Source organism: Duganella zoogloeoides (genome assembly GCF_034479515.1).
In the GTDB taxonomy this organism is placed as follows: domain Bacteria; phylum Pseudomonadota; class Gammaproteobacteria; order Burkholderiales; family Burkholderiaceae_D; genus Rugamonas; species Rugamonas zoogloeoides.
This window is the reverse complement of sequence record NZ_CP140152.1, coordinates 1,221,385-1,240,156: the sequence shown is the minus strand read 5'-3', so window position 1 is coordinate 1,240,156 and position 18,772 is coordinate 1,221,385. Positions and strand designations below refer to the sequence as shown.

Annotated in this window: 15 protein-coding genes; 7 read left to right on the top strand and 8 right to left on the bottom strand. The window is 63.9% G+C overall.

Going from position 1 to position 18,772, the window contains the following annotated elements; all coding sequences use genetic code 11:
- Nucleotides 1-6: 6 nt before the first annotated feature.
- The 5 genes from SR858_RS05460 to SR858_RS05440 form a co-directional block, all read right to left on the bottom strand.
- Complete coding sequence (locus SR858_RS05460) at nucleotides 7-954, bottom strand: L,D-transpeptidase family protein (protein ID WP_019922741.1); 948 nt, start codon at nucleotides 952-954, stop codon at nucleotides 7-9.
- Nucleotides 955-1,126: 172 nt separating this feature from the next.
- Nucleotides 1,127-1,984 carry a transporter substrate-binding domain-containing protein gene (locus tag SR858_RS05455; protein ID WP_322534499.1) on the bottom strand — a complete coding sequence of 286 codons (858 nt, stop codon included), beginning with the start codon at nucleotides 1,982-1,984 and terminating at the stop codon, nucleotides 1,127-1,129.
- A gap of 20 nt (nucleotides 1,985-2,004) precedes the next feature.
- A complete protein-coding gene (ftsB, locus tag SR858_RS05450; RefSeq protein ID WP_019922743.1) occupies nucleotides 2,005-2,358 on the bottom strand; it encodes a cell division protein FtsB in 354 nt (117 codons plus the stop codon).
- Between the two features lie 53 nt (nucleotides 2,359-2,411).
- A complete protein-coding gene (gene eno, locus SR858_RS05445) occupies nucleotides 2,412-3,695 on the bottom strand; it encodes a phosphopyruvate hydratase (RefSeq protein WP_019922744.1) in 1,284 nt (427 codons plus the stop codon).
- Nucleotides 3,696-3,847: 152 nt separating this feature from the next.
- Entirely contained in the window at nucleotides 3,848-5,530 is a 1,683-nt protein-coding gene (locus tag SR858_RS05440) for a CTP synthase (RefSeq protein ID WP_019922745.1), read from the bottom strand.
- Nucleotides 5,531-5,709: 179 nt separating this feature from the next.
- Between SR858_RS05440 and SR858_RS05435 the strand changes: the two genes are divergently transcribed.
- From SR858_RS05435 to SR858_RS05405, 7 genes are all read left to right on the top strand, one after another.
- Nucleotides 5,710-6,135: a PRC-barrel domain-containing protein gene (locus SR858_RS05435; RefSeq protein ID WP_019922746.1), complete on the top strand. Its 426-nt coding sequence runs from the start codon at nucleotides 5,710-5,712 to the stop codon at nucleotides 6,133-6,135.
- Nucleotides 6,136-6,358: 223 nt separating this feature from the next.
- The gene (locus SR858_RS05430; RefSeq protein ID WP_040377919.1) at nucleotides 6,359-8,779 is read left to right on the top strand and encodes a TonB-dependent receptor plug domain-containing protein; all 2,421 of its coding nucleotides are present in this window, start codon (nucleotides 6,359-6,361) and stop codon (nucleotides 8,777-8,779) included.
- Between the two features lie 185 nt (nucleotides 8,780-8,964).
- Nucleotides 8,965-9,426, top strand: a complete 462-nt coding sequence (locus SR858_RS05425; protein ID WP_019922748.1) for a DUF2844 domain-containing protein — start codon at nucleotides 8,965-8,967, stop codon at nucleotides 9,424-9,426.
- Between the two features lie 11 nt (nucleotides 9,427-9,437).
- Nucleotides 9,438-11,216: a DUF3443 domain-containing protein gene (locus SR858_RS05420; protein WP_019922749.1), complete on the top strand. Its 1,779-nt coding sequence runs from the start codon at nucleotides 9,438-9,440 to the stop codon at nucleotides 11,214-11,216.
- Between the two features lie 73 nt (nucleotides 11,217-11,289).
- A complete protein-coding gene (locus SR858_RS05415) occupies nucleotides 11,290-13,386 on the top strand; it encodes a bifunctional 2',3'-cyclic-nucleotide 2'-phosphodiesterase/3'-nucleotidase (RefSeq protein ID WP_019922750.1) in 2,097 nt (698 codons plus the stop codon).
- Between the two features lie 60 nt (nucleotides 13,387-13,446).
- Nucleotides 13,447-14,184 (top strand): tetratricopeptide repeat protein, encoded by a 738-nt coding sequence (locus SR858_RS05410; protein WP_322534498.1) that lies wholly within the window; start codon nucleotides 13,447-13,449, stop codon nucleotides 14,182-14,184.
- Between the two features lie 213 nt (nucleotides 14,185-14,397).
- A complete protein-coding gene (locus tag SR858_RS05405) occupies nucleotides 14,398-15,516 on the top strand; it encodes a M23 family metallopeptidase (RefSeq protein WP_084670022.1) in 1,119 nt (372 codons plus the stop codon).
- Nucleotides 15,517-15,520: 4 nt separating this feature from the next.
- On the opposite strand, the gene coaD is transcribed toward SR858_RS05405, so the two are convergent.
- Genes coaD through SR858_RS05390 form a run of 3 tightly spaced genes read right to left on the bottom strand, consistent with a single transcriptional unit; the run spans nucleotide 15,521 to nucleotide 18,760 of the window.
- Complete coding sequence (coaD, locus tag SR858_RS05400; RefSeq protein WP_019922753.1) at nucleotides 15,521-16,669, bottom strand: pantetheine-phosphate adenylyltransferase; 1,149 nt, start codon at nucleotides 16,667-16,669, stop codon at nucleotides 15,521-15,523.
- Nucleotides 16,670-16,697: 28 nt separating this feature from the next.
- Nucleotides 16,698-18,098, bottom strand: coding sequence for an ATP-binding protein (locus SR858_RS05395; RefSeq protein WP_019922754.1), 1,401 nt, complete (start codon nucleotides 18,096-18,098; stop codon nucleotides 16,698-16,700).
- 2 nt (nucleotides 18,099-18,100) lie between these two features.
- Complete coding sequence (locus SR858_RS05390) at nucleotides 18,101-18,760, bottom strand: response regulator (RefSeq protein ID WP_019922755.1); 660 nt, start codon at nucleotides 18,758-18,760, stop codon at nucleotides 18,101-18,103.
- Nucleotides 18,761-18,772 lie beyond the last annotated feature (12 nt).

Sequence of the window (18,772 nt, the reverse complement as noted above, 5' to 3'; positions counted from 1 at the left end):
ACCCGGTCAAGCCTGCAACAACACCGTCGCGCCGCGCGTGATCGCCTTCACCACTTTCATCACGTCCCAGTTGGTCAGGCGGATGCATCCGTGCGACTGGGTCTTGCCGATATTGGCCGGCTCGGGCGTGCCGTGGATGCCATAGTGGTCCTTGCTCAGGTCGATCCAGGCCACGCCCACCGGGTTGTTCGGGCCGGGGGCGATGCGCGCCTTGACGTCGCCCGGCTTGGCGTCCCAGAACAGCTTGGGGTTGTAGCGGTAGTCGGGATTGACGGCCACGCCCAGCACGGTCCAGCGTCCCTCCGGCAACGGGTCGTGCTTGCTGCCGGTACTGGCCGGGAACTGGGCGATCGGCATGCCGCCAGCGTCCAGCAAGGTCAAGGTGCCCTCGGTGGCATCGACCAGGACGGTGGCAGCCTTGGGCAACGGTGGTGCGTTGACGACATTGGGCACCAGCAGTTGCTCGCCGGCGCGCTTGAACGTCTTGCCGGGATTGAGCTTGCGTAGCAGCGCAGGACTGCTGTGGAATTTTTCGCCGAGCGCTTCGAGCAGGCTGGCGTAGCCGAGCCGGGCCAGCTTGGCCTTGTCGCCCATGGCGGCCGGCACTGGCGCATACGGTCCGGCGATGTCTTCGGCGGTGAGCGTGTACACGTCGAGCGTGGGCGCCGGGTCTGCCTTGAGCGCGGCCCAGGTGGCGTCATCGAGCTTGCCGGTCACCGGCAACTGGCGCAGTTTCTGGAAACCGGTGACAGCGCGGCGCAAGTTGCTGCCCACCGTGCCATCGATTTCGCCGGACGAAAAATGGGCGCGGTCGAGCAGCACCTGGGCGCGCAAAATATTGTTGACGACAGGTGGCGCGATGGTGGAACTCGCAGCAGCGTTGGCAGAGACAGCGGTGGCAGCACCGGCATGGACGGCAACCGACAGGAGCAGTGCAGGAATCAGGGATTTCAAATCGAACTCGGTGCTTGAAGCGGACCCGTATTGTAGCCGCTGGTCGCTATGCGGGCAGGTACGTTACACCTGCAAAGCGCCGAGACAGCCTCCAGAGCAAGGTGCAGCGACGCAGACAGTACGCCAGTCCGGCGAGCAGCTGTAATGCCGTTATGGAGGCTGGTCAGGCGTTCTAATCCTGCTTGCGGTATTTTTCCAGGGTATAGCCAAGCCGGCTGCGATTGACGTCGAGCCAGGTCCACAGCGCTTCGACCTGCGGGCGGTGCGCGCGGTAGTAGGACTCGTTGAACGCCAGCCATACGCGCGTGCTGATCAGCGGCTGTGGCAGTTGCACGATGGCGCCCTTGTAGCGGTCCAGCATGAGCTTGAGGTGCTTGGGCACCACGGCCGCCGCCACCACGCCATCGACGCGGCCAAGCCGCAGTTTTTCGATATTGCGCTCGAGATCGCGGCCGCCGTCATCGATGCTCAGGCCGGCCTCGCGCAGACGTGCAGTATAGCTTTGCCCGAGCGCCACGCCCAGCACCTTGCCTTTGAAGTACTGCATTGGATCGGTGGTCGCGGGCAGCTTGTCCCTGGCGCGTACCAGCACCACCAGGGTGTTGTGCATGGCACGCTCGAGGTCGATGTTGCCCTTCTTGTCGCGCGGCAGCGCGATGCCCGCCGGATAAGTGGGCATTTCACCGAGCGGCGACATGTCGATGTCGCCATTGGCCAGCGCCACGCGCAGGCGCGCCGGCGGCAACCGTACCAGCGTGGGCGCACAGCCGAAGCCGGCGGCCTGGGCAGCGTCGCGCATCAAATCCACGGCAGCGCCGGGCGGTTCAGGCACCTGCTCGCCCTCGCCCATCCAGTACGGCGGGCGGTGCTGGTCGATGTAGCCGATGCGCAGGGGAATGCAGGCGTCAACAGCGCCAGCGGAGGTAACGGCCGCAGCGGCAATTGCGGCAGCGGTAGCAACGCCAGGTGGGACAGCAGCGGCAAGCACCGGGCCGGACATCGCGCCCAGTGCGAGCATCGTCCACAGCATGATGGCGCGCCAGACCATGTTCAATGGGCGGAAGTGGACGTCGGGCGGGCAGGAGCATCGGCCGACGGCGGCGCTGCCAGCGGCACGTTCGGCACGGAATGGCCCTTGCCGACGATTTGCACGAAAATCTCGTTTTCCTTGATCATGCTGAGCTCGTAACGGGCGCGTTCTTCGACGGCGCCGGTGCCGTCCTTGAGGTCGCGCACTTCGGAATCGAGCTTGGCATTGCGGGCCAGCAGCTCCGCATTTTTCTTGTGGGCCGCATCGACCTGGGCCTCGAAATCGGCCACGCGCAGCCAGCCGCCCTTGCCCAGCCAGAGCGGGTACTGTATCAACAGCAGCAGGACTGCCAGGCCTAGTGTAATCAGACGCATGGAATAGGGAGTATAAAAAAGCGGCCGGGAAGTTCCGGCCGCTCGGTACAGAATTACTTCAGGTTGTAGAAGGCGTCGCGGCCTGGGTAGGAAGCGATGTCGCCCAGATCTTCTTCAATGCGCAACAGCTGGTTGTACTTGGCCATGCGGTCCGAACGCGACATCGAGCCGGTCTTGATCTGCAGGGCGTTCAGGCCAACAGCGATATCGGCAATGGTCGAATCTTCGGTCTCGCCCGAACGGTGCGAGATCACGGCGGTGTAGCCGGCGCGCTTGGCCATTTCGATGGCAGCAAAAGTTTCGGTCAGGGTGCCGATCTGGTTGATCTTGATCAGGATCGAGTTGGCGATGCCTTTCTGGATGCCTTCTTTCAGGATCTTGGTGTTGGTGACGTACAGGTCGTCGCCCACCAGTTGCACCTTCTGGCCCAGTTCCTTGGTCAGAATCGCCCAGCCGTCCCAGTCGCCTTCGTGCATCGCGTCTTCGATCGAGATGATCGGGTACTTGTCGCACCAGGTGGCCAGCAGGTTGGTGAACTCGGTGGCGGTGAGCGACAGGCCCTCGCCTTCCAGTTCGTACTTGCCGTTCTTGTAGAATTCCGACGCGGCGCAGTCCAGGCCCAGTGCGATCTGGGTGCCTGGCTCGTAGCCGGCTTCTTCGATGGCCTGGATGATCAGCTTGATGGCTTCCTCATGGTTGGCCAGCGATGGCGCGAAACCGCCTTCGTCGCCCACGGCGGTGCTCAGACCCTTCTTGTGCAGGATCTTTTTCAGGGTGTGGAACACTTCCGCGCCGTAACGCACGGCTTCCTTGAACGATGGTGCGCCCACTGGAATGATCATGAATTCCTGGATGTCCAGGTTGTTGTCGGCGTGCGCGCCGCCGTTGATCACGTTCATCATCGGCACGGGCAGCTGCATCGCGCCCGAACCGCCGAAGTAGCGGTACAGCGGCAGGCCCGCTTCTTCGGCAGCGGCCTTGGCCACGGCCATCGACACGGCCAGCATGGCGTTGGCGCCCAGGCGGCTCTTGTTTTCGGTACCGTCGAGGTCGATCAGAGTGCGGTCCAGGAACGCTTGCTCATTGGCGTCGAGGCCCATGATCGCTTCCGAGATTTCGGTGTTGATGTTTTCGCAGGCTTGCAGCACGCCCTTGCCGAAGTAACGCTTCGGATCGCCGTCGCGCAGCTCGATCGCTTCGCGCGAACCGGTCGATGCGCCCGACGGCACAGCCGCGCGGCCCATCACGCCCGATTCCAGCAACACGTCGCATTCGACGGTTGGATTGCCGCGCGAGTCGATGATTTCACGGCCGATAATATCAACAATAGCACTCATTTAATTCTCCAAAGTTAGACGAAACAGAGTCCGCTCGCTGCATCTTGCGCGCATGTGCGAGTGAAATAATAACGGGAATATAACCCAGTGCGGGCGCTTATGGCTACACGCACGCACCGGGCAGACTGCCTTGGTTGAAGCTGACAGCGCAGTTACGCCGCCTCTCCTTGCAGTTGACCATCAGTGGAGCGATTGCCGCCAGCAGCCTTGTGGGCCAGTGCCGCCTTGATGTACGAAGTAAACAGCGGATGGCCGTCACGTGGCGTCGATTTGAATTCAGGGTGGTACTGCACGCCCATGTACCACGGGTGGGCGTTGTCGCCGGTGCGTGGCAGTTCCATGATTTCGCACAGGTCCTCGGTCGGCGTACGGGCCGCCACCACCAGGCCGGCAGCTTCCACGCGCGGCAGGTAATGGTTGTTGGCTTCGTAGCGGTGACGGTGACGCTCGGTCACGACCGCGCCGTAGATCTCGGCAGCCAGCGTACCCGGCTTGATCTCGCAGGTTTGCGCGCCCAGGCGCATGGTGCCGCCCAGGTCGGAATTCTCGTCGCGTTTTTCAACCTTGCCGTCCTGGCCTTGCCACTCGTCGATCAGGGCCACCACGGGTTGCGCGGTATCGAGGTCGAACTCGGTGGAGTTGGCGGTGGTCAAACCTGCCTTGTGGCGCGCATATTCGATCAGCGCCACCTGCATGCCCAGGCAGATGCCCAGGTAAGGGATCTTGTTTTCACGGGCGAACTGGGCGGCCATGATCTTGCCTTCCACGCCGCGCTTGCCGAAGCCGCCCGGCACCAGGATGGCGTCGTACTTGGCCAGCTCGGCGCAGCCGGTGGTTTCGATCTCTTCCGAGTCGATGTACTCGATGTTGACCTTCGACTCGTTGTGGATGCCGGCGTGGCGCAGCGCTTCGGTCAGCGACTTGTACGACTCGGTCAGTTCCACGTACTTGCCGACCATGCCGATCGACACTTCCGACTTCGGATGCTCGAGCGTGTAGATCAGTTTGCTCCAGACCGACAGGTCGGCCGGCGCCGGGTTGATGTCGAGCGCTTCGCAGATGATCGCGTCCAGGCCCTGGTCGTGCAGCATTTGCGGCACCTTGTAGATGGTGTCGACGTCCCACACGGAAATCACGGCCTGCTCTTCGATGTTGGAAAACAGCGAAATCTTGGCGCGCTCGTCGTCCGGAATCGGCCGGTCGGCGCGGCACAGCAGCGCGTTGGGCGAAATGCCGATCTCGCGCAGCTTTTGCACCGAGTGCTGGGTAGGCTTGGTTTTCAGTTCGCCAGCCGACGCAATGTACGGCACCAGCGTGAGGTGCACGAAGGCGGTGTTCTTGCGGCCGGCGCGCAGGCTCAGCTGGCGGGCGGCTTCGAGGAACGGCAGCGATTCGATATCGCCCACGGTACCGCCGATTTCGCACAGGGCCACGTCGTAGCCTTCGGCGCCGCGACGGATGTAGTCCTGGATTTCGTTGGTGATGTGCGGGATCACCTGCACGGTTTTACCGAGGTACTCGCCGCGGCGTTCCTTGCGGATCACCGATTCGTAGATCTGGCCGGTGGTGAAGTTGTTCACCTTGCGCATGCGGGTGGAAATGAAGCGCTCGTAGTGGCCGAGATCGAGGTCGGTTTCAGCGCCGTCGTCGGTGACGAACACTTCACCGTGTTGCATGGGGCTCATGGTGCCAGGATCGACGTTGATGTACGGGTCGAGCTTGAGCATGGTGACTTTGAGGCCGCGCGATTCGAGGATCGCGGCGAGGGAGGCGGCGGCAATCCCTTTACCAAGGGAAGACACAACGCCACCGGTGACGAAGACAAATTTGGTCATTGCAGATGGTGCCGAACGGCACGTGCGGGAAATTGAAATTATATCCTAAAACCGCCAAATCAGCAGCATTACCCCCTGAAAATTCGGCTTTGGCCATGCTGCGCGACTGTGGCAAACCGTACAGACAGGTTGCATAAACAAGATCAGAATGACAACTCACAAATGCACAGGAGATAACCATGAGCTATACCGAACGCGATCCATACGGCATGTACGTGGACAACGGCCGCAAAGGCCCGGGTCCTGAATTGATGGGTGCCGACACCCTGATCGGCGACCACGTGCACAACCTGCAAAACGAACACCTGGGCGAGATCAAGGAAATCATGCTCGACATGCGCACCGGCAAAATCGCCTACGCGGTCATGGCCCACGGCGGCGTGCTGACCATCGGCGAAAAACTGTTTGCCGTGCCCTGGGAAGCACTGACTCTCGACACCGTCAACAAGCGCTTCACGCTCAACCTCGAGAAGGAACGCATCGAAAACGCCCCCGGCTTCGACAAGGACAACTGGCCCAATATGGCCAACCAGACCTGGGCGTCGCAAATCGACAGCTACTACGGCACCACCCGCCGCAGCAGCCTGAATTCGCCGATCGACTGATCCCGATTGCACTTTAAATCCACTGGCATCACCAGCGCGCCCGTTGTACGGGGCGCGCTGAAAACACTTTATTTTAGACTTCCAGCATGGCGATACGTATGACTACGTAGTGGTGAAACCTTAAAACAACACTAATAATGTTTGGTCCGCCAAACCGTGAGAAATCCGCATGTTGTTATGAGTAATTTGACTAGAATCAAATTTTGCTCATCGGAGATGCCACGTGTTTGCAGTTACCCATTTGCGTCAAGCCGTCCTGCTCAGCCTGTACGGCGCCTCGGCCATCACCGCCCTCGCCTTGGCCCCTGCAGCGCACGCCCAGACCCTCGCCACAGCCGAAGCCGACGTTGCTCCGACGCCGCTGCAATCGGTGACCGTGGTCGGCTCGCGCCGCGCCACGTCGTCGTCCACAGACACCGTGGTACCGGTCGATCTGATCCCGATGAACAAGCTGGCGGAACAAGGCGGCCAGTTCGACCTGGCCCAGACCCTGACCTACATTTCGCCATCGTTCAACTCCACGCGCCAGAGCGGCGCCGATGGCGCCGACTTGGTCGATTCCGCCGCCCTGCGCGGCCTCGGTTCGGACCAGACCCTGGTACTGGTCAACGGCAAGCGCCGCCACACCACCGCGCTGGTCAACCTGTTCGGTGCGCGCAACCGCGGCAACACCGGTACCGACCTCAATGCGATCCCGATGCTGGCCATCAAGGACGTGCAAATCCTGCGTGACGGCGCCGCCGCCCAGTACGGCTCGGACGCGATCGCCGGCGTGATGGACATCAGCCTCAAGAAAAGCAAGGGGTGCGAAGCAATTGCCGGCTACAGCCAGTACTCGGCCGGCGACGGCGAGAACTGGATGGGCTCGGCCTACTGCGGTTTCGATATCGGCAACGGCGGCGTGCTGGCCCTGACCGGCGAATACCTCGACCGTGGCCGCTCCAACCGCGCCGAACCGGACAATCCGCGCATCATCGGCGACACCAAGACCGAGAGCCAGACCATTTACGCCAACGGCGAACTGCCTACCACCGGCAACGGCCGCCTGTACTTCACGGCCGGCGCGCAAAAACGCGACGGCTCGAGTGCGGCATTCGCGCGCGGCGGCGTCGGCTCGGACGATATTCCAAGCCGCAACTCGGCGGCCATGTATCCGAACGGCTTCGTGCCGTTCATCAATGCCAGGATCGAGGACCGTACCGCCATCCTCGGCCACCGCATCCAGCTGGGCGAATGGAATACCGACATCTCGCAGACGTACGGCTACAACAAGATGAAGTACGACATCAGCAACACGATCAACGCCTCGATCGCCAACCTCGACCTGCAGAACGGCGGCCGTGGCGTCAGCGCCAGCCAGTTCAACGCCGGCGGCTTCTCGTTCCAGCAACTGACCACCAACCTCGACCTGAGCCGCTACTACGACGGCATCATGGGCAAGGGCATGAACGTGGCGTTCGGCGCCGAGTATCGCCGCGAGGAATTCAAGATCTTCGCTGGCGAAGCCGGTTCGTACATCGATGCCGACGGCGTGGGCAACGGCGGCAACGCCGGCAGCCAGGGCTTCCCCGGCTTCCAGCCCGGCGATATCACCAATGCCAAGCGCCACAGCAACGCCGCCTACCTCGACCTGGAAGCGGACTTCACCGACCGCGTCAAAGGTCAGGCCGCCGTGCGTTACGAGAAATTCAGCGACTTCGGCTCCACCGTGACCGGCAAGCTGGCCGGCAGCATCCGTGTTGCCGATAGCGTGCTGCTGCGCGGCTCGGCCAGCACCGGTTTCCGCGCGCCGTCGCTGCAGCAAAGCCATTTGTCCACCACCTTCACCGACTTCATCGGCGGCGTGCCGAAAGAAGTGGTGCTGGCGCCCAATGGCGGCGTGGTGGCCAACGCGGCCGGCATTCCGAAATTGAAGGAAGAAAAGTCGACCAGCTTCACGCTGGGCACCACCTGGACCCCGACCCAGGCGATCTCGCTCACGGCCGACCTGTACCACATCAAGATCAAGGACCGCATCGTGCTGTCGGGCCGCTTTACCGCCGACAACTACCCCGACCTGTCCGCGCGCCTGGCCGCGCTGGGCGTGGGCGAGGCGCAGTTCTTCGTCAATTCGGCCGATACCAAGACCCAGGGGATCGACCTGACCGCCTCGCACAAGGCCACCGTGCTGGGCGGCCGCCTGAACACCTTCCTGGCGATGAACGTCAGCAAGACCGAAGTGACCGACGTCCACGCCCCGGCTTCGCTGCGCGGCTTCGAGGACGTGCTGCTGTCGGAAAAAGAGCGCCTGTACATCGAGCAGGGCGCGCCGCGTTCGAAATTCACGCTGGGCTTCAACTATGGCCTCGGTGCCTGGGACACGGACCTGAAGATCATCCACTTCGGCCCGCAAACGCTGGGCACCTTCAGCGGCACCGCCGAGGGCGTTCCGAACCAGCGCTACAAGTCGAAAACCTCGGCCGACCTGGCGTTTACCTACAACATCAACAAGAACATGAAGTTGACGTTCGGCGGCAACAACCTGTTCGGCGCGCGCCCTACCGCGCAGGACGCGGACCAGACCGACAATGGCTTCAAGTATGAGAGTGTGCAGTTCGGTTTGAACGGCACGTCGTACTTCAGCCGCCTCTGGGTCAAGTTCTAAGGGGCAAGTTCCAAGGGGCAAGTTCTAAACGCGTTGTAGTGCATCCGAAAGCCGCCATTCCTGCAAAGGATGGCGGCTTTTCAGTTTCTCGGCCAAGGTAACGTTTGCTTACATGGCGTTAACGCCATCCAACTTCCTGCCGCAATACACTATACTCATATTTACTCCAAGCAACGGAACATCCCATGCGTCCCGCCATCGTCCTCATGTTTTTCGTCACCGTGCTGCAAGGCGCGCTCGCCTACGCGGCGCTCGGTAGTGCGCCGTCCGATTTCGGCGGCACGCCGGTACGCGCCGCGCGCAGCCTCGCTGCGGCCGGCAACAATACCGCCAACGCGGTTTATACCGTCAGCCAGAGCACGCTCGACAGCGGCACCATCGTGCGTGAATACACGGACGCGGCCGGCAGGGTGTTTGCCGTCAGCTGGACCGGCCCCACCCTGCCCGACCTGCGTACCCTGCTCGGCAGCAAGTTCACTGCGCTGACCGACGCCACCGGCAGGCGCACCCAGGCCGGCCACTCGCAGCTGGCGCTCAACCAGTCCGACGTGGTGATCGTCTCAAACGGCCACATGCGCTCGTTTGCTGGCCATGCCTTCATCCCGTCGGCAGTGCCGGCCGGCTTCGACACCACCACGATAGAGTAAGGAAGTTCCGCATGACCAGCCTGTTGCAACGCGCTTGCGCGGTACTGACGCCTGCCCGCCCAGCCCTGATTGCTGCTGGCGCCCTGCTATGCGCCGCGCTGACCGCCTGCGGTGGCGGTGGTGGTGGCGATAGCAGTGCCACCACCACTACGCCGACGCCGACCACGACCACGACCACGCCGACTGTCACGGCCGCTGCACCGGTTGTCAGCATCAGCGCCACGCCCACGGCCACCACGGTGGGCCAGGTGGTCACGCTGACCTGGAGCGTGAGCAATGCCACTGCCGCCAATTGCACCGCGTCCGACGCCTGGAGCGGCACCGTGGCCACCAGCGGTTCGCAGACCGTCACGGCCGGCGCGGCCGGCACCGCGCGTTATGCACTCACGTGCAGCGGTGTCACCAACAGCACCTCTGTGACCATCAGCTCGCCGCCACCGGCGCCCACGGTCAGCCTGACATTGGCGCCAGCCGCCATCACCACCGCCCAGACGTCGGTGCTGAGCTGGTCGTCGGCCAATGCCAGCAGTTGCACCGCCACTGGCGCCTGGATCGGCAACCGCGCCACGTCCGGCTCGGTCACCGTGTCGTCGGCAACTGCCGGCAACATCACCTACAGCCTCACCTGCACTGGCAGCGGCGGCGAGGCCAGTGCCAGCGCGCAACTGGGCGTGACCGCCGTCCTTAGCAACAGCGTGCCGATCACGGTGGACAACGGCCCGGCCGGCGCCAGCGGCGTGATCAACGTGCCTTACGTCAACGTGACCATCTGCCGCCCCGGCACCACCACCTGCCAGACCATCGACCACGTGCTGCTCGACACCGGCTCCTACGGCCTGCGCGTGCTCGCTTCCGCGCTCGACAGCAGCCTCGCCCTGCCGTCGGTGCAGACCGCCAGCGGAGCCGATGCCGGAGAATGCGGCAAGTTCATCAGTGGCTACACCTGGGGTTCGGTGCGCCAGGCCGACGTCAAGATGGCCGACGAAACGGCGGCCGGCATCTCGGTACAGGTGATCGGCGATACCAATGCCAACTTCGCCGCCACGCCTTCCAGTTGCAGCAGCGCCGGCAACAACCTGGGCTCGATGAGCGCCATCGGCGCCAAGGGCATCCTTGGCGTGGGGCTGTTCAAGCACGACTGCGGCAATGCCTGCGCCCAGTCGGCCATCAGCGGCGTGTACTACGCCTGCACGGCCGGCACCTGCACGTCCAGCGCCATGCCGCTGGCGTCGCAGATCACCAACCCGGTGTCGTCGTTTGCCGTCAACAACAATGGCGTACTGGTGAGCTTGCCGGCGGTGGGACCGAACGGACTGACATCGGTCAGCGGCACGCTGGTGTTTGGCGTCAATACGCAAAGCAATAACACGATTGCCAGCGAGACGATTTACAAGGCCAACAGCAGCGGCAACTTCAGCACCACCTACAACGGCAAGACCTACAACGCCAGTTTTATCGACAGCGGCTCGAACGGCTATTTCTTCACCGATCCCGATATCCGCACCTGCTCGGGCGGCGACTTCTTCTGCCCTGCCGCCACGCTGGCGCTGTCGGCCACCAATACGGCGTCGGACGGCAGCGCCACCGGCGTGGTCAACTTCAACATCGTCAACCTGGTGCAACTGTCATCGAGCGTGCGCGCGGCGCAAGTGGGCGGCACGCTGAGCAGTTCGGCGTCGTCGAGCACGTATTTCGACTGGGGCTTGCCGTTCTTTTACGGACGGCGGGTATTCGTGGTGATAGAGGGCGCGTCGGTGGGCGGTCGCGCCGGGCCGCTGTGGGCGTATTGATCAACTGTCACGGGGCCGTCATGTAATCTGGTTAAACTCGCTACCTTGAAATTTAATTACTTCGAGGTATGCGATGAAAACGAATCTGGTGCTGCTTTCGGCAATGATGGCAGCCGGTCTGGCCGGTTGTGGCGGCGAAGCAAACCTGGTACCGCCCGTGCAGGAAGGCACGACCGTTGCGCTGGCGTTGATGGAGACTACCGATCTCCACGCCAACGTGATGAGCTACAACTACTACTCGCTGTCCGAGGACACCAGCCTCGGCTTGGAGCGCACCGCCACCCTGGTGGCTGCCGCCCGCGCCGAAAACCCCAACAACATCCTGCTCGACAACGGCGACACCATCCAGGGCACGCTGCTGGGTGACCTGCAGGCCGTGACCAAGCCGGTCGCCTGCACCGAGACCATGGCCATCCACAAGGCGATGAACGCCATGAAGTTTGACGGCGGCGGCTTCGGCAACCACGAGTTCAACTATGGCCTGCCGCTGCTGAGCCAGATCACCAATACCGACTTCGGCATTCCTGGCGTGACCAAGCCGGCCGGCAACTGCGGCGCACCGACGTTCGCGCTGGCGCTGACCAACGTTACCGGCGTGGCCAGCGGCAAGCCGATCGTGCAACCGACCGCCCTGTTGCCGCGCACCTTCCGCGCCACGGCGCCCGATGGCAGCCAACTCGATGTCAAGATCAATATCGGCATCATGAGTTTCGTGCCGCCGCAAATCCTCGAATGGGACCAGAAAAACCTGGCCGGCAAGGTGGCGGTCACCGGCGCCGTGGAAGCGGCAAAACAATACATTCCGGAACTGCGCAGCAAGGGCGCCGACCTGGTGGTGGCGCTGTCGCACGGCGGCCTCGATCCGAGCGCGTACAGCCCGAAGATGGAAAACCCCAGCTACCACCTGGCCGGTACCGGCATCGATGCCCTCTTGATCGGCCACTCGCACCTGATTTTCCCCAAGGGTAAAGAGACCGGCGCCGCTGCGCTGGATGCCTCGTTTGCCGCCTTCCCGGCCAGCGCCAAGATCGACGCCGTCAACGGCTTTGTCAATGGCGTGCCGACCGTGATGGCGCAAAGCTGGGGCCGCCGACTCGGCATCATCAAGCTGACCCTCGTGTACCAGGGTGGCAAGTGGGTGGTGCAACCGGCCAAAACCAGCGTGGAATCGCGTGGTTTCAAGTACCTTGATGGCACGACCAACGTGGCTGCCGATCCGGCTATCTCACCGCTGGTGGCCACCGAGCACGCCGCCACCATCGCCTACGCCCGGCAGCCGCTGGGCGTGGCCACCGACTTCGAAATGTCGTCGTACTTCTCGCTGGCCGGCGACGTCACGGCGATCCAGCTCGTCAACCAGGCGCAGCTAGACTACGTGAAGAACTTCATCGCCACCAGCACCGACGCCACCATCGCCAGCTACAAGAACATCCCGGTGCTCTCGTGCAGCGCGCCGTTCAAGGCGGGCCGCAACGGGCCGTCGGACTTCACCGATGTGGCGCCAGGCGCCACGCCGGCCGCGCCGGTAGGCCTGCAAGTGCGCAACCCCGGTGACCTTTACCTGTACAGCAATAACAACCTGCAGGCGGTCAAGATCAAGGGCGCGGACCTGAAGGCGTGGCTGGAAACCTCGGCCAAGCAATTCGGCTCCATCAATCCTGCCCTGACCACCGAGCAGGACCTGGTGCCGAGCTACGCCACCATCTACAACTACGACGTGTTCTACGCCGAGAACAATGCGCTGACGTACCAGATCGACGTCACCAGGCCGGCGGGCAGCCGCATCGTCAACCTGGTGTACCTGGGCAAGCCGGTCGCCGACACCGACGACTTCATCGTCGCCACCAACGACTACCGCGCCGGTGGCGGCGGCGCCGTGCCCGGCATCGACGGCAGCAAGACCATTATCAAGTCGCCCGATGCCAACCAGACCGTGGTCAGCAACTACCTGGCGGCGCGTGGCAAGGCTACCGGCAAGGTCAGCCTGGTCGATAACGGCAGCGCGCGCAGCTGGAGCTTCGTCAAGGTGGCCACCGCCGGCCCGGTCATCCTGCGCTCGGCGCCGGGTCACCTGGGCCTGGCGAAAAGCGCCGGCATCACGGCGGTCACGGCTGAAGGCGCTCTCGACGCCAGCGGATTTGCCAAGTATGCGATCGATCTGAGCAAGTGATGTTGTCCCGGGCCGGCCGGTGCCGGCCCGTCAACCGTGCTAACCATGCGAGGTGCAACGATGAAAACTTATCCGGGTGCGATGCTGCTGGCGATCGTGGGTTCGGTATGGCTGTCGGGCTGCCAGATGCAGCGCGACAAGCCCACCGATGCCCAGATCGAGGTGGTGGGCATGAAGGCCATTCAGGAAGCGGACGCCAGCGCCGAGCGCAAGCTGATGTCGTGGTCGCAGCAAAACCTGCCGGTGGCGCAGCGCGAACTGGCGCTGGTGTACCAGCAACGGCCCCAGCAGCGCAAGGACGCGCTGCGCCTGTTCGAACAGGCCGCGCGCGGCGGCGACATCGCAGCGGCATACGAACTGGGCGAGATGCTGCGCACCGGCGTGGTCAACGTGCCGCCGCAACCGCTGGCCGCCTCGACCTGGTACACGCAAGCGGCGCAACAGGGCCACGCGCGCGCGGCCCTGGCCCTGGCGCTGCTGTACAAGAACGGCGACGGCGTCGCCCGCAACGATCTGCAAGCGGCGCACTGGCTGCAAACGGCCAGCGCCGGCGGCAACCCCCACGCGATGTTCCTGCTGTCGTACTTTTACCGCGACGGCCAGGGCGTGCCGCAAGACGCCGCCAGAGCGCGCGCGTTGCTCGAAGAAGCGGCCGAACACGAATACCCGCCGGCGCTCCAGGAACTGGCGATGACGGTCGAAGTCGGCGACGAGCACAGCCCCAAAGACCTGCACCGCGCCAGCCACCTGCTCAAAGAAGCCACCGAACACCGCCACAACAACTGGAACCGCTTCTAATTTCTCGCTTCGCGCTTCGGGGTCAGTGCCGACATTCGGACATTTTTGAACTTATTTGTTGAAGTACGCTTCAACGAAAAAGTTCCGTAATGTCCGAATGTCGGCACTGACCCCGAATCGCGAATCGCGAATCGACCCCGAATCTGCAGGTAAACTTGGCTTTTTACTTGGGGGCTGAGTATGGCGGGCGCGCGTTTTTGCTTTGTAACGTTGATGGGCTGTTGTACCTTGGCGCAGGCGGCTGATCCGCTGCCGGCCGGCTGTGATGCGGCTGCTGGTGTGGTGAAGGCGACTGCTGCTGCGGTCGTGGCCGTGTTTCCGCCGCCGCAGCTTGAGCTCCGCACGCCAGTGGCGCCGCGTGTGTTTGCCAGTGGCGGCAGGCAGTTCCTGTTTTATGAGCTGCACCTGCATAATTTTTCCGACGACGTGCTGCCGCTGCGCGGCATCGACGTGCTTGATGACCGATCGGCGGTGCTGGCCACCCTCGATGCGCCGCAACTCAGGGAGCGCGTGCGCTTCTATGGCATTGACGATGGCGACGAGTCCTTGCGCCTGGGGCCAGGCCGCAGCGCGGTGGCCATGCTGTGCCTGGCCTTCGACACGCCGGCGGCGGTACCGCGCGCCCTCCACCATCGCATCCGCCAGGGCCAGGTGGTGGTCGAAGGCCCGGCGGTGGTCATCGATACCACACCTGCGATCGTGCTGGGCCGCCCGCTCAAGGGCAGCGACTGGGTGCCGGACAATGGTCCCAGCATTGATTCGCACCACCGCAAGGGCGTGATGGTGGTCGGCGGCCAGATGCAAAATGCCCGCCGCTACGCAATCGACTGGAAGCGCTACCGCAAGGGCGAGTCGTACAGTGGCGACCCGCGCCAGGCAAGCAACCACTACGCCTACGGCGCGGACGTGCTGGCGGTGGCCGACGCCAGGGTGGTGGCCGCCAGCGACGCCATGCCCGACAACATCCCGCGCACCAGGGACGGTTTTACACCCGCCATCTCGATGACGATGGCTAACCTGGCCGGCAATTTCGTCGTGCTGGCGCTCCCCGACGGCCAGTACGCGCAGTACGCCCACATGCGTCCCGGCAGCGTCAAGGTCAGGACCGGCGAGACGGTGCGGCGCGGCCAATTGATCGGCCAGGTCGGCATTTCCGGCGACGCCCGCGTGCCGCACCTGCATTTCCAGGTGTCGGACAATCCCGATTTCCTGGATGGCGAAGGCATGCCGTTCGTGCAGGATAGCTTCCGCCGCCAGAATCCGAACGGCAGCTGGGAACCGCGCGCGAAACAACTGCCGCTCGGCAGCGCCGTCATCGACTTCGGCGACTGACCGCTTACTCGCCGGCCAGGCGCGCCATTTCGCGTTCCATGTTGTCGATGGCGCGGTCGTTGTACTGGTCGGCGAAATACGGGTCGCAGAACAGCTTGTTCGCTTCGGCCTTGCGGCACAGGTGCGCCAGCGCGCCGGCGCGCTGGCGGCGATATTCGTCGTCGGGCAGGTGCGCATATTCCTGGCGGATGGCGCGCGCGTAGTTCTGGTAGACCTCGTCGTCCTGGCCCAGGATGGCCAGGTCCACGCTCAGCAGCACCGCCTTGAGCGGATGCTCGATCGACGCTTCCTGGAAGTGGTCGGTGGCGCGGATCAGCGCGGCGGCCGGGTCCATTTCCTGGCCCAGGTGGCTGCCCAGCCAGAGCTGGGCGCTGGCCTCCTCGTTGCTGGGGGCGCCGGCTTGGCGGCCGTGTTCGTACTCGGCGTCGTGGAACCAGAACGCCTGCTTGACGATCTCGATATCGAGCGCGGACGGCTTGGTGTTGGCAGCCCAGGCGCGGATTTCGGACAGGCCGTGCACCAGGTGGTCAAGGTTGTGATAATGGCGCGCAGTGCCGCCATACGCGGTGGGGCCGGTCAGGCGCGCGAACCAGGCGTCGGCGTGGTTGATGGCAGATTCATCGGCCTGGGCGTAGTCCCACAGCAGTTCCCACTCGTTGCGCAGCCAGCCCAGCACCCAGGCGTGGTACGCCGGTCCCGGCACGAATTTTTTCATGATCCAGTTCCAGCCGATCGGCCCTTCCAGCGCCTTGACGAAACTCGAGCTGACCGAACCCAAATCGCGCGGCGGCATCACGAAAATCGTCTTGGCGCCTTGCAGCACGTCGACATTGGTTTGCTGGATCAGGTTTTCGTAGTCGAAATCGGCGGTGGTGCGGATGCCGCGGATCAGGTATTCGGCGCCGTGCTTGCGGGCCGCGCGGGCCGTGTAGTCGCCGCGCACGATCACGACCTGCACATTGTGCCAGCCCTGCTCGGCGCAGCTGAGCGCGATGATGCTCTTGCGTTCCTCGGCCGTGAACTTGGGTTTCTTGGCGGTGTTCTCGGACAGGAACACCACCACCTCGTCCGCCATCGACCGGGCTTCGTTGATCACCCACATGTGGCCGTTGGTGATCGGGTCCAGCGTTCCCGAGAATCCGATTTTTTTCATGGTGCCGTCCGCATATCAAAACGGCATTTTAGACCGGCGTGGGCCTCGCCGTCTCGGGAAAATCGATTTTGATCTTGAGCCCGCCCAGCCGCTCGGAGCTGTCGAGCGTCAGCACGGCGCCATGGCGCTCGGCAATCGACTTGATGATCGCCAGTCCCAGGCCGCTGCCGCCAGCCTGGCTGCCGGGCACCCGGTAGAAGCGGCTGAACACGCGCTCGCGCTCGTCCGGCGGAATGCCTGGCCCGGAATCCTCCACGCTGAGCAGCACCCTGCCCGGCCCGGCCACGCCCTTGACCCTGGCGTCCGCCGGAATGCGGCGCAGCTCGATATCGACGGTGCCGCCGGCCGGCGTGTACTTGATGGCGTTGTCGACCAGGTTGCGCATCAGGATGATCAGCGCATCGGGCTGGCCATCGACGGCTACATCGTCGGCGTGCTCGAGGCCCAGGTCGATCTGGCGCGCCTGCGCCAGGCCCGCCATGTCGCCCAGGGTGCGCTTGACCAGGTCGGACAGGTTGACGCGATCGAGCCGCACATCATCGACCGAGCCTTCCTGGCGCGCCAGCACCAGCAACTGCTCGACCAGCCGCGTGGCGCGCTCGATGCCGGCCGTGACGCGGCCGATCGCTACGCTGCGCGCCGCATCGTCCTGCGCCCGCTCCAGGCTCAGCACCTGCAACTTGAGTGCAGCCAGTGGTGAGCGCAGCTCGTGCGCGGCATCGGCGACAAAATGCTGCTGCGCCTCGAACGCGGTGCGCACCCGGCCGAACAGCAAGTTCAGTTCGTGCACCAGCGGCAGCACTTCGTCGGGCAAATCGTTTTCTGACACCGGCGACAAATCGTCGGCCTGGCGCGCCGCCACCTGGCGTTTGACGCGCGACACCGGGGCGAGCGAGCCGCTGACCACCCACCAGACCACCAGCATCAGGATCGGCGCCATCACGGCAATCGGCCCCACCGTGCGCAGGGCCAGGGTGCCGGCCATGCGCTGGCGCACCGCCATGTCCATGGCGACCTGCACGGTCTGGTTACTGGTTTGCACCGAGAAAATCCGGTACGTGGTGTTGTTGGCCTTGACGTTGGAAAAACCGAGCACGGCGCGCTGCGGCAGCGCCGCCCGTGAGAGCGAGCGGAACACTTGCGCGCCGTCCGGCGTCCACACCTGCACCACGAGGTCGTCGTTGCCGGGATCGGGCGAGGCGTCGGCAGCCTTGTTGGTGAGCGTGGCGCTCGAACGCAGCGACATCGCCATCTGCTGCATGTGGTAATCGAAAATCTGGTCGGCGTCGCTGAGCGCGCTGCGATAGGCAATCGCCGCCTGGGCAATCGCCGCCATGGTGATCGCTGCCAGCAGGAACCATAGCAGGCGGCCGCGCAGCGAGTGCGTGACCACCGGCACCCGTGGCATCGGCGGCAGCTTCACCTTCATTCTCATAGCTTGGGCACCATGTAGCCGAGGCCGCGCACGTTCTGGATCAGTTCGGCGCCAAGCTTCTTGCGCAGGCCGTGGATATACACTTCCACCGCGTTGCTGTTGACTTCATCCTTCCAGCTGTACAGTTTTTCTTCGAGCTGGTGGCGCGACAGCACGATGCCGGGCCGGGCGATCAAGGCCTCGAGCACGGCCCATTCGCGCGCCGACAAGCTCACCTGTTTGCCATCGGCCAGCACTTCGCGGGTTTGCGGGTTGACGCTGACACCGCCGTGTTCGAACACCGGCTCGGCGCGCCCGGCCGACCGGCGCAGCAAGGCGCGGATGCGCGCCAGCAGTTCGTCGAGGTCGTAAGGCTTGAGCACGTAGTCGTCGGCGCCGGCGTCGAGACCGGCGATGCGCTGCTCCTTGGCGTCGCGCGCGGTGGCGACCAGGACCGGCGTGAGTTCCTTGCGCGCGCGCATCGAGCGCAGCACTTCAAGGCCATCCTTGCGCGGCAGGCCGAGGTCGAGCAGCACCAGGTCGTAGGTCTGGGTTTGCAGCGCGGTGTCGGCCATGTCGCCGTCCTTGACCCAGTCCACCGCGTAGTGCTCGGCCCGCAGGAGGTCGAGCACGACTTCGCCGATCATGGTGTCGTCTTCTACCAGCAGAAGTCGCATGGTGTATTCCTT